This is a genomic window from Streptomyces sp. NPDC025833, from assembly GCF_055558055.1.
On record NZ_JBVHNF010000016.1, the window covers coordinates 197427 to 208974 of the forward strand.

Here is an 11548-nt window from a genome sequence, read left to right on the forward strand (position 1 = left end):
GTCCCTCCCCACCCCTTCCCCACCCCTTTCCGCAAAGGAGCAGCACTGTGTTCACCCGCAGCGTCGACGACGTCGTCCCCGTCGAGTGGGGCAACGGCACCAGCCACCGGCTCCTGGTCGAGGCCGACCGCATGGGCTTCGCCTTCGCCGTGACCCTCGTGCGCCAGGGCACCTCGAGCGCCCTGCAGTACCGCAACCACCTGGAGGCGTGCTTCTGCGTCGCGGGCTCCGGCGAGGTCGTCGAGAAGGACGGCACCCGGCACAAGATCCTCCCGGGCACGCTCTACGCCCTCGACGACCACGACCCCCACTACCTCGTCGCCTCCGACTACGAGGACCTGCACCTGGTGTCGGTCTTCAACCCGCCGATCGCCGGCACCGAGCGGCACACCCTGTCCGAGGACGGCTTCTCGCAGTACTGACCCGGCACCGAGCCACCGGCAGCGGCCCCGCTTCGAGGAGTACAGCCATGTCCGAGCAACCACCGCAGCACGATCTCCTGCACCTGATGACCCCATGGGCCGAGCAGCTCAGCGCCGACATCGAGGCACTGGACGGCCGGGCCGAGTTCTCCCGGTCCAAGTGGTCGGCGGTCCAGGAGTCCGGGATCCTGCGCATCCCCTTCGACGCCGCCTACGGCGGACATGGCCGGTCGCTGACCGACACCATGCGGGCCCTGGAAGGACTGGGCCGCGTGTCGACCGACTCCGGCCTGTCCTTCTCCGCCTCCACCCAGATCGTGTCCGTGGGCGTGCCGCTCCAGCGGTTCGGCGGCGACGACCTGAAGGAGCGCTACCTCCCGAAGATCGTCTCCGGCGACCTGATCACCGCGCACGCCATCACGGAGGAGTCCGGCGGCTCCGACGCCATGAACATCTCCACCACCGCCGTCCGCGACGGCGACCACTACGTGGTCAACGGCGGGAAGATGTTCATCACCAACGCCCCGGTCGCCGACCTCTTCCTGCTCTACGTCCGCACCGGCGCCCCCGGCCCGTTCGGCCTCACCTGCCTGCTGGTCGAGGCCGGCACCCCCGGCCTGGTGGTCGGCCCGGCCATGGACAAGATCGGGCTGCGCACCAGCCCGGTCGGCACGCTCCGCTTCGAGGAGCTGCGGGTGCCCGTCTCCCACCGCGTCGGCGGGGACGGGGCCGGGTTCCTGGTCCTCGACCACGTGATGAAGCGCGAGGTGCTGTTCTCCTTCTCCATCACGCTCGGCGAGATGACCCGCCGGCTGGCGGAGACCGTCCAGTTCGCCAAGGACCGCACCCAGTTCGGCCGGCCCATCGGCAAGTACCAGGCGATCTCCCACCAGATCGCCGACATGAAGATCCGCACCGAGACCGCCCGGAAGTGGCTGCACGACACCGGGAGGAAGGTGGAGTCCGGCGAGGACGCCGCCGTCGACCTCGCCGCCACCAAGACCGTCGTGTCCGAGGCGAACGTCCAGAACGCCCTCGACGCGGTCCGCATCCACGGCGGTCGCGGGGTGCTCACCGCGCACGGGGTCGAGCGCGCGCTGCGCGACTCCGTCGCCGGAACCATCTACTCCGGGACCAGCGAGATCCAGCGCACCCGGATCGCCAGCCTCCTCGGCCTCTGACCAGGGAACGAGCCCATGACCACTGTCCCCAGCAGTCTCACCGCCCCCACCGAGTTCCTCGACTACGAGTCCGAGGCGGTGCAGACCTTCATCGACGACGTCGTCGACGACCGCTCCGCCGACCGCCGCACCAACGCCGTCAAGCTGTACTACGCGGTCCGCGACACCGTCCACTACGAGGTGTACGGCGCCGACCTGTCCCGCGAGGGCCTGACGGCGTCCCGCACCGCCACCCTCAAGTCCGGCTTCTGCCTGCACAAGTCGGTCCTGTTCGCCGCCGCCGTCCGCGCCCTGGGCATCCCCTCCCGGCTGGTGTACGGCGACGTCCGCAACCACCTCGCCTCGCCCCGCCTGATCGAGCACATCGGCGGTGACGTCTTCTTCCACGGCCTCACCCAGGTCCACCTGGAGGGCCGCTGGGTGAAGGCCACCCCCGTCTTCAACCAACTGCTGTGCCGGCTCTACGGCATGCGGCCCCTGGAGTTCGACGGGCGCACCGACAGCCTCTACCACCCGCACGGCAGCGGGGGCGCCATGGAGTTCCTCAGGGACCACGGCTCCTTCGACGACCTGCCGTACGAGTTCGTGACGGAGTCGATGCGCAGCCGGCACCCGCGGTTCCTCGACGGGACCGGCACCGTCTCCGGCGGCTCGCTCATCTCCGAGGCCGTCCCCCCGCCCGTCCTGAACCGCTGACCCGCCGACCCGCCGACCCGCCGACCCGCCGACCCGGCGAACCACCGACCCGCCGATGCGCTGAGGAGCTTCCATGAACGCCACCACCGCGGCACTCGCCGCCGACCCCGACCTGCTGGACATCGACGAAGAGGTGCGCGAGGCACTGCACGAGGGCCGGCCGGTCGTCGCGCTGGAGTCCTCGGCCATCCCGCACGGGCTCCCGTACCCGGCCAACCTCGACCTGGCGCTCGACATCGACGGCGAGGTCCGCGCGGCCGGCGCGGTCCCCGCCCGGGTCGCGCTGCTGGACGGCCGGATCCGGGTGGGCATGACCAAGGAGCAGATCGAGCTGTTCGCCTCCTCCCCGGACGTGCCCAAGGTCAGCACCCGGGACATGGCCGTCACCCTGGCCCGCGGCGGCCTCGGCGCCACCACCGTGTCCTCCTCGCTGGTGGCGGCGGAGCTGGCGGGCATCCCGGTGTTCGCCGTCGCGGGCATCGGCGGCGTGCACCGCGACGCCCCGCACAGCTTCGACATCTCCGCCGACCTCGTGCAGTTCACCCGCAGCCGGGTCGCCGTGGTGTGCGCCGGGGCCAAGTCGATGCTGCACCCCGCGTGGACCCTGGAGTGGCTGGAGACGGCGGGCATCCCCGTGATCGGCTACCGCTGCGACGACTTCCCCGCCTACCTGAGCGTCAGCAGCGGCGTGCCCAACCCGCACCGGATCGACGACCTGCGCGAGATCGCCGCCGTCACCCTCGCCCACTGGCGGGCCGGGAACGCCACCTCGACCCTGGTCACCCAGCCCATCCGGGAGGCGGACGGCATCCCGTCCGCCGACATCGAGGCGGCGCTGGAGGGCGCCACCGCCCGGGCGAAGGCCGCGGGCGTCACCGGTCCCGCGATCACGCCGTACCTGCTGAAGGCGATCGCCGAGGCGACCCGGGGCCGTACCTCGGCCGCCAACCGGTCCGTGCTGCTGTCGACCGCGGCCTTCGCCGGCGAGTTCGCCGTCCAGCTCTCCCTCGAACTCGCCGAGTACGCGGGGGCCCGGGCATGACGGCCCACGACGCGCCCGCCGCCGTCCTGTTCGACCTCGACGGCACCCTGCTGGACACCCCGGGCGCCATCGCCGGCGTCCTGCACCGGGTACTGGAGCACACCGGCCGCCCGGACGTGCCGGCGGACCGGGTGCGCGCCACCGTCGGCAGGCCGCTCGTGGCCGTCTTCGCCGAGCTCACCGGACTGCCCGAGGACCACCCGGAGGTGGCCGACGCGGTCGCCCTCTTCCGGGAACGGTTCCGCCGGGAGGTCGTGCCCCAGGCCGCCGCACTGGTCTTCCCCGGGGTGCCGGAACTGCTGCGCGAGCTGCGCGCCGCGGGGATCAGGACCGCGATCTGCACCAGCAAGATCCGGGCCAGCGCCCTGGAACTCCTCGAACCCGCCGGTCTCGCCGGGGAGTTCGACGCCGTCGTCTGCCACGGCATGGCACCGCGCGGCAAGCCCCACCCCGACCTGGCGCTGCTCGCGGCCCGGTCGGCCGGCACCGCGCCGGAGCGGTGCGTGGTCGTCGGGGACTCCGTGGACGACATGCGGATGGCCGCGGCGGCCGGCATCCCCGCCATCGGCGTCTCCTACGGCGTCGCCTCGGCGTCGCAGTTGACAGAGGCGGGCGCCGGGCTGGTGGCGGACACGGTCGGCGCGCTGGGGCACGCGCTGGGCCGCGTCCCGTCGACGACCCCGGCGCTCTCCTGACCGGTCCGCCCGCCCGGCCCCTCCCTCCCCGCACGGTTCAGCCCCCTACGGGACGACAAGAATCAGGTGGTCATCCACACCATGTCTCATCCGACCGCAACCTCCGCACCGACGGCGTCCCGCAGTCCCGTCGGCGGCCTCATCACCCTCTCCGCGGCCCAGTTCCTCATCGCGCTGGACTTCTCCGTCATCTTCGTCGCGCTGCCCGACATGGGCTCCGACCTGTCGCTGTCCGGCAGCGCCATGCAGTGGGTCGTCAGCGCCTACTCCGTGTTCTTCGCGGGCTTCCTGATCGTCGGCGGCCGGGTCGGCGACCGGGTCGGCGCCCGCAAGCTGTTCATGGCCGCGCTGGTGCTCTTCGGCGTCGCCTCCCTGCTGGGCGGCCTCGCGGCGAACGCCGCGCTGCTGCTGGTCGCCCGCGGCGCCCAGGGCGTGGCCGCGGCCTGCCTCCAGCCGTCCATCCTGGCCCTGGTGAACACCACGTTCCCGGCGGGCCGGGAGCGCACCCGGGCGCTCGCCGTCTGGGGCACGGTCGGCGCCAGCGGGCTGGCCGCGGGCGTGGTCGTCAGCGGACTGCTGACCACCCTGTCCTGGCGCTGGACGTTCTTCGTGAACCTGCCGTTCGCGGTGGTCTGCGCGCTGGCCGCCCCCCGCTTCCTGCCCGGGAAGACGGAGCGGGGCCGGCACGCCGCCCTCAACGTGCTCAACGCCGTGCTGTGCACCGCGATGGTCCTGGTCTCCGTCCTCGGCCTCACCCTGGCCGCCGACATCGGCTGGACCGAACCGCTGACGCTGGGCAGCTTCCTCGCCGGGGCCGTCCTGCTGGTGCTGTTCGCGCTGCGGGAGCGCGGCAGCGGGCAGCCGCTGGTCGACCCGGTGCTGCGGCGCACCCGCAGCCTCGTGATGGGCTGCTGCTCCTCCGCGCTCTACATGGCGAGCGTGGCCGGCGTCGAGTTCTACCTGGTGACGCTGGTCCTCCAGGACGGCCGCGGGTACGCGCCGCTCGCCGCGGGGATCGCGTTCCTCCCGCTCGCCGCCTGCATCACCTTCGGCAACATGATCGCCGGGAAGCTGGTCGGGGGCATCGGCGTGCGCCGCTGCCTGACGCTGGCCTTCGTGGTCGGCGCGGCCGGGCTCGTCCTGCTGGGCCTCTCCGCCCGCCACCACGACTACGCCGGTGCGCTGCTGCCCGGCCTGGTCGTCAGCGGACTCGGGCACGGCATGATCTACACCTCGATGTTCGTCGGCGGCACCCGTGACGTGGACGACCGCAACCAGGGCGTGGCCGGTGCGCTGATGACCACCACCCAGTACGCGGGCGGCGCCCTCGGGGTGGCGGCCCTGGTCATCGTCCTGGGCACGGACCCGGGCGACGGGGCGTTCCGTACCGGCTTCCTGCTGGCCGGCGGGATCGCGGTGGCCGGCGCGGCACTCGCGTGGCTCGGCTTCGCGCCGGGCGGCCGGACCGCCGCCGTCGCCGCGGACCGGGACGCCGGGCCGGCGGACGGTGTGCGGACCACGGCCGCGGCGGGTGAGTGCTGATGGCCGCGGCCGCGGCCCGGCTGGGCATCCTCGTCATCCACAACGACCCCGTGCCCGAGACCGAGATCTGGCGCATGGCCCCCGAAGGCGTCTCGGTGCACACCGCGCGCTTCGAGTGCCCCCGGCCCGCCGACACGGAGTACGTCGGCAGCCCCGCCGGCGCCCTCGCGAACGCGCCCGACGTCGTGCGCGGCCTGGACCAGCTCGGCCGGCTGGGCGCGCACAGCATCGCCCTCTGCTTCGGTTCGAGCAGCTTCTTCGGGGGGCCCGCGTTCGACGCGGAGTTCGTCGCGGCGGCCGGCGCGCACGCCCACGGCGTCCCGGTGTACACGGCGGCGACGGCCATCACGGCGGCCGTGCGGGCGTCCGGCGTACGGCGGCCGCTGCTGGTCATGCCGCCGTGGTTCACCGAGCCGACGTTCCGGGCCACGGAGGAGTACCTGAGCGTGGTCGGCGTCGAGCGGACGCGGCTGGTCCAGTTCGAGCTGGGCCCGGACTGGTCCGGCGTGGCCCGCTACAACGCCTTCGACGAGGGCGCCCACTGGACGATCGACCCCGCCGAGGTGCACCAGCAGGTCGTCAAGGCGTTCCACGACCCGGACCACCCGCGTCCGGACGGCGTCCTGGTGCCGGGCAGCGGCTTCCCCGCCCGGGGCGCCGTCGTCCCCCTGGAGCAGGAACTGGGCGTTCCGGTCCTCACGTCGAACCAGGCCGTCCTCTGGTACGGCCTGCGCCACGCCGCGCCCGACGCCGGGGCGGCCGTCCCCGCGCCCGACGCCGGGGCGGCCGTCCACGGGAGCCTCTTCACCCGCCGGCTTCCGTGACGCCGGCCCCGAGCGGCTCCACCGCCCAGGCCACCCGGGAACTCCTCCCGGGTGGCCTCGCGCCGTCCGGCGGGCCGCACCGGCCGGGCCGCCCGGGGAACGCGACCGTGAAACCGGATCAAAGAGGCGGCAAAGTGGCTCGGCGTCGGATGAACCCGCGGCCCCGAGGCGACATCTTGGTGAACGGTGGGCAGCGCGCGGCAGGGAGCGGTGCCGCCGCCGGCGGAACGGGGCAACGGGGTGAGGGACGTGACGGAACCGAGGATCGCCGTCGCCGTGGTGACGATGGGCAACCGTCCCGCCGAGGTCGACGCCCTGCTCTCATCCGTGGCCGGGCAGGACCTCGCCCCGGCGCGCATCGTGATCGTCGGCAACGGCTGCCGGCTGCCCGAGTTCGCCCGCCGGCTGTCCCTGCCCGGCGAGGTGACGGCCGTCGAGGTCGAGGAGAACCTCGGCTGCCCCGGCGGCCGGAACGTCGCCCTCGCCCGGCTGCGGGCCTTCGGGGACGTCGACGTGGTGGTGGAGCTGGACGACGACGGCCTGCTCGTCGACCCCGACGTGCTGCGCCGGGTGCGCGACCTGTACGCCGCCGACCCCCGCCTCGGCATCGTCGGCTTCCGCATCGCCGACGAGCGCGGCCGGACCCAGCAGCGGCACGTCCCCCGGGTGGGCGCGTCCGATCCGCTGCGCGGCGGGTACGTCACCGGGTTCCTCGGCGGCGGGCACGCCCTGCGGATGTCGATGCTGGCCGAGACCGGGGACTGGCCCGCCGAGTTCTTCTTCGCGCACGAGGAGACCGACCTCGCCTGGCGGGCCGCCGACGCCGGCTGGCGGATCCTCTACGCGCCCGAGCTGCTCCTGCGGCACCCCTGGACGTCACCGGCCCGGCACGCCATCTACCACCGGGTCAACGCCCGCAACCGCGTCTGGCTCGCGCGGCGCCGGCTGCCGCTGCCGCTCGTCCCGGTGCACCTCGCGGTGTGGACGCTGCTCACGCTCGCCCGGACCCGGTCCGGCGCGGGACTCAGGGCGTGGTTCGGCGGGTTCGCGGAGGGGCTGCGGGAACCGGCCGGCGAGCGGCGGCCGATGCGCTGGCGTACGGTGTGGCGGCTCACCCGGCTGGGGCGGCCGCCGGTGATCTGAGCGGCGGTCGCGGCGCGGCGGGCCCGGGAGGCGGGGACGGGACGGGGCCCCGGTCGTTCACCTCCGCCGGCCGGGGCCCTTGTCGTCCCCGGATCCAGCCTGCGGCGACACTCCCCCGAGTTGCGCGACCGCGCGCGCCGTCGAGCCGGATCCGATGTGATGATCACATCAGAAGGCGCCAACGGATCGCTAACATGTGGCCAACGGTTCGTCGGCGGACCGGGCACCGGTTGGCCGGAAGTCGTCCGAAGGTAACGGCAACGGCCCTCGGTGGCAACGGTTCGCGCCACCGGACCGACAGGTGGAAGGTGGCGGGAAACCGTCGTGGAGAAGGCGGGTTCCCGCCAGGCGACGGTGGGTACGCGCCCGCTGCGGAGCGCGGTCGGCCCCGACCGCGCGGGAAGGCTGTGGAACGGCGTGATGCGGCGGTGCGAGCTGCGCTTCGGACTGCTGGGACCGCCGGTCCTCCACGACCGGGCGCCGTACGGCAGCCCCGACGACGTCCCCGACGACGTTCCCGGCGGCGGCGTCCGGGCCATCGGCAGCCCCAAGGTCCGCGCCCTGCTCGCCGCGCTGCTGCTGGAGCCCGGCCGGGTGGTGTCGGTCGAGGCGCTGAAGGACGCGCTGTGGGGCGGTGCGCCGCCCGTCTCCGCGCGGGCGTCCCTGCACAACCACGTCACCCGGCTGCGCCGGCTCCTGGACGACCCCGAGCGGCTCCGGGCCGTGCCGCCGGGCTACGTGCTGCGCGTCGAGCACGGCGAGCTGGACGTGCACGTCTTCGACACCCGGGTCGCCGAGGCGCGGGCCGCGCACGCCCGGCGGGACTGGGCCGGCGTGGTGCGGGCCGCCGCCTCGGCGCTGGCGCTGTGGCGCGGCACCCCGCTGAGCGGACTCCCCGCCGACCTCGGCGGCCACGCCCTGGTGCGGCGCCTGGAGCAGGCCAGGCTGTTCCTGCTGGAGTGGCGCCACGACGCCGAACTCGCCCTCGGCGGCGCCCGGCCGGCCGCGCTCGTCCCGGAGCTGGCGGCGCTGGTCGCCGAGCATCCGCTGCGCGAGGCGTTCCACCGCCAGCTGATGCTCGCCCTGCACCGCAGCGGGCGCCGGGCCGAGGCCCTCGCCGTCCACCGCGATCTGCGCGCCCGCCTGGTGGAGGAGCTCGGCATCGAACCCGGCGCGGCGGTCCGGGAGGCGCACGTCGAGGTGCTGCGGGGGAGCGGCGCGGGGCCGGAGCGGGACGGGACGCCCGGCGCTCCGCACCCGGCACCCGGGGACGGCGGTTCCGGGTGGGCGGCCGGCGGCGGGGACGGCACGGCCCCTTCACCGCCCACCGCGGACCCCGCGCCGGACCCGCCCCGCCCGGCCGCCGCACCCGCCGCGTCCGGTGCGCCGGCCACGGCCGACGCGTACGCGGCGGCTCACGAGACCCGTGAGTCCCACGCGGCCTACGCCGCCTACGCGGCCCACCTGGCGCACGCGGCGCGCGCGGCGCGGACGGTTCACGCTTCCCACACGGCGCCCACGGCACACGCCGCCCAGGTGGCACCGACAGTTCCCGAGGCACCCGGCGTCCCGGCGGCTTCCGGGGCACCTGGCGTCCCGGCGGCTTCCGAGGCACCTGAGGTCCCGGCCGTTTCCGGGGCACCTGGCGTCCCGGCGGTTTCCAAGGGCTCCGGCGTCCCGGCGGCTTCCGGGGCACCCGGCGTTCCGGCCGTCTCCGAGGTGCCCGGCGTTCCGGCGGCTCCCGCTCCGCCTCCTCCCGAGCCTCCCGGCTCCCCGCCGGGCGCCGCCGTGGCGGCCGCGCGGCAGACCCCGCGGCCGGCCCAGTTGCCGGCCCCGCCCGCCCACTTCACCGGCCGGGACGACGTCTGCGGCGAGCTGTGCCGGGCGCTGACCGGAGCGTCCGCCCCGGCACCCGCGATCGCGGTGATCAGCGGCATGGCCGGGGTCGGCAAGAGCGCCCTGGCCCTGCACGCCGCCCACACCATGAGGGAACGTTTCCCCGACGGTCAGCTCTACGTCAACCTGCACGGCGCCACCCCCGGCATGGCACCGCTGACCGCCACCCAGGCGCTCACCGCGCTCCTGCGCGACCTCGGCGCCGACCCCCGGAACATCCCCGAACACCCCGACGCCGCGTCGGCGCTGCTGCGTACCCTGCTCGCCCCCGCCCGCCTGCTGCTGGTGCTGGACGACGCGGCGAACGCGGCCCAGGTACGGCCCCTGCTGCCGGCCGGACCCGGCTGCGCGGTGATCGTCACCAGCCGCTCGCCGCTCACGGCGCTCGACGGCGTCCGCCGCTTCCCGCTCTCCCCGCTGACCGGCGCGGACAGCGCCGCCCTGCTCCGCGCGGTCAGCGGGCGCGACGAGCTGGACGCCGGTCACGCGCTGGTCGAGCTGACCGGCCGGCTCCCGCTGGCGCTGCGCGTGGTCGCCGCCCGGCTCGCCGCCCGCCGGGCCCTCACCCCGGACGTCCTGGCCGGCCAGCTCGCGGCCACCGGAGGGCGGTTGCACCACCTGGAGTACGACGACCTGAGCGTCCGCCGCTCCCTGGCCGTGGCCCACGACGCGCTCGCCGCCGCCGCGCGCGAGGCCGACCGGGACGCGGCCCTGGCGCTGCGCCGCATCGGCGCGCTCGACCTGCCCACCTACGGCGCCCCGCTGGTCGCCCGCCTCACCGGCACCGACGAGCGGCGGGCCGAGGCGGCCCTGGACCGCCTGGTGGACGTCGCCCTGCTGGAGGAGACGGCGTACGGCCGCTACACACCGCACGACCTGGTCCGTGACTTCGCCCGCGAACTCGCGGAGACCGAACCGCGCCCCGCCGCCCCGCCCACGCCCCCGGCACCCGCGGTCACCCCGGCCGCCGCCGATCTCGTCGCGCTGCGCTGGTACGCCGCCGTGGCCGAGCGGGTGCTGGTGGCGGTCGTGGGGCCGGGGCTCGACCAGGACGACCGGCGGCGGCCGACCGCCGCCCAGCCGGCCGGGCACGCGGCGGACGTGGCCGCCCTCGCGCCCTTCGAGTCGGCCGAGGAGGCGTTCGCCTGGGGCGAGGTCGAGCTGGAGAACGTCGTCGCGCTGGTGGCGCGGAACGCGGGCACCGCCGACGCGGACACGGCCGCCCACCTCTCGGTGCTCGCACGGCTGCTGTTCCCCTACGCGCAGCGCGGCGGCCGGGTCGCCGAGATGGAGGTGCTGGGACGGGCCGCGCTCGGCACCGCGCGGCTGCTCGGGGACCCGGCGGCGGAGGCGTACGCGCTGGGCGACCTCGCCGGCCTGCACTTCCTGACGGGCCGGCACAAGGACGCGCTCGCCCTGACCGACCGGTCCCTGGAGATCTGGACCCGGCTGGGCACGGCCTCCCGGATCCGGCGCTGCCTGAACAACCGCGGGCTGCTGCTGGAGGGGCTCGGCCGGTTCGAGGAGTCGGGGGAGGCGCTGCGGCGCAGCCTCGCCTACTCGCGGCTGCTGAACGACCCCTACGGCGAGGCCGTCACCCGCAGCCACCTCGGCAACCTCTACGAGCACACCGACCCGCGCGCCGCCATCGAGCAGCACCGGCGCTCACTGGCGATCGGGGACCGGATCGGCGCCGTCATCCTGCGCCACTCGGCGCTCTGCAACATCGGGTACGCCCACCTCACCCTCGGCGAACCGGACGCGGCCGCCCGGCACTTCGAGGAGAGCCTGCGCGTCCTCGGCGGCCACGGCGACTGGCACGGGGAGTCCCAGACCCGGCTCGGCCTGGTCCGCGCGCTGCGGGAGCTGGGGCGGACCGCCCGGGCGGCCGACGAGTGCGCCGAGCTGCTGCGCCGGGCCGACGCCCGCGCCGACCGCTACACCGGCGGGCTGGCCCTGCACCAGCACGGCCTCCTGCTGCGCGAGCAGGGGCGGCGGGCGGAGGCGTACGACGCCTGGCGCGCGGCCCGCGCGGCCCTGGACGGCACGGACGAGCAGGCGGTCGTGGCGGAGCTGCGCGACCTCCTCGGCGGCTGACCGGGGTGGC

The 11548-nt window shown here is 75.3% G+C and carries 9 protein-coding genes; all 9 read left to right on the top strand.

What is annotated here, in order from left to right; genetic code table 11:
• Nucleotides 1-47 precede the first annotated feature (47 nt).
• The 9 genes from ACZ4K2_RS27825 (at nt 48) to ACZ4K2_RS27865 (ending at nt 11538) form a co-directional block, all read left to right on the top strand.
• Nucleotides 48-422: an ectoine synthase gene (locus tag ACZ4K2_RS27825; protein WP_467467930.1), complete on the top strand. Its 375-nt coding sequence runs from the start codon at nt 48-50 to the stop codon at nt 420-422.
• A 47-nt stretch (nt 423-469) separates the two neighbouring features.
• Nucleotides 470-1603 (top strand): acyl-CoA dehydrogenase family protein, encoded by a 1134-nt coding sequence (locus tag ACZ4K2_RS27830; protein WP_467467926.1) that lies wholly within the window; start codon nt 470-472, stop codon nt 1601-1603.
• 15 nt (nt 1604-1618) lie between these two features.
• A complete protein-coding gene (locus tag ACZ4K2_RS27835) occupies nt 1619-2299 on the top strand; it encodes a transglutaminase-like domain-containing protein (protein ID WP_467467923.1) in 681 nt (226 codons plus the stop codon).
• 73 nt (nt 2300-2372) lie between these two features.
• Nucleotides 2373-3341 carry a pseudouridine-5'-phosphate glycosidase gene (locus ACZ4K2_RS27840; protein ID WP_467467921.1) on the top strand — a complete coding sequence of 323 codons (969 nt, stop codon included), beginning with the start codon at nt 2373-2375 and terminating at the stop codon, nt 3339-3341.
• Entirely contained in the window at nt 3338-4036 is a 699-nt protein-coding gene (locus ACZ4K2_RS27845; protein WP_467467918.1) for an HAD family hydrolase, read from the top strand. Before ACZ4K2_RS27840 ends, ACZ4K2_RS27845 begins: the two co-directional genes overlap by 4 nt.
• A gap of 81 nt (nt 4037-4117) precedes the next feature.
• Nucleotides 4118-5578, top strand: a complete 1461-nt coding sequence (locus tag ACZ4K2_RS27850; RefSeq protein WP_467467915.1) for an MFS transporter — start codon at nt 4118-4120, stop codon at nt 5576-5578.
• On the top strand, nt 5578-6402 hold the full coding sequence (locus tag ACZ4K2_RS27855; protein ID WP_467467913.1) for an aspartate racemase/maleate isomerase family protein: 825 nt from the start codon (nt 5578-5580) through the stop codon (nt 6400-6402). Before ACZ4K2_RS27850 ends, ACZ4K2_RS27855 begins: the two co-directional genes overlap by 1 nt.
• Before the next feature lie 249 nt (nt 6403-6651).
• Nucleotides 6652-7545, top strand: coding sequence for a glycosyltransferase family 2 protein (locus ACZ4K2_RS27860; RefSeq protein ID WP_467467911.1), 894 nt, complete (start codon nt 6652-6654; stop codon nt 7543-7545).
• 420 nt (nt 7546-7965) lie between these two features.
• Nucleotides 7966-11538, top strand: coding sequence for an AfsR/SARP family transcriptional regulator (locus ACZ4K2_RS27865; protein WP_467468806.1), 3573 nt, complete (start codon nt 7966-7968; stop codon nt 11536-11538).
• The last annotated feature ends 10 nt before the right edge of the window (nt 11539-11548 follow it).

Bases quoted from the DNA above. Each gene is read 5' to 3' on its own strand.
- ACZ4K2_RS27835 (WP_467467923.1), top strand. From the start codon at position 1,619: ATGACCACTGTCCCCAGCAGTCTCACCGCCCCCACCGAGTTCCTCGAC.
- ACZ4K2_RS27855 (WP_467467913.1), top strand. From the start codon at position 5,578: ATGGCCGCGGCCGCGGCCCGGCTGGGCATCCTCGTCATCCACAACGAC.
- ACZ4K2_RS27865 (WP_467468806.1), top strand. From the start codon at position 7,966: ATGCGGCGGTGCGAGCTGCGCTTCGGACTGCTGGGACCGCCGGTCCTC.
- ACZ4K2_RS27850 (WP_467467915.1), top strand. From the start codon at position 4,118: ATGTCTCATCCGACCGCAACCTCCGCACCGACGGCGTCCCGCAGTCCC.
- ACZ4K2_RS27830 (WP_467467926.1), top strand. From the start codon at position 470: ATGTCCGAGCAACCACCGCAGCACGATCTCCTGCACCTGATGACCCCA.
- ACZ4K2_RS27840 (WP_467467921.1), top strand. From the start codon at position 2,373: ATGAACGCCACCACCGCGGCACTCGCCGCCGACCCCGACCTGCTGGAC.
- ACZ4K2_RS27845 (WP_467467918.1), top strand. From the start codon at position 3,338: ATGACGGCCCACGACGCGCCCGCCGCCGTCCTGTTCGACCTCGACGGC.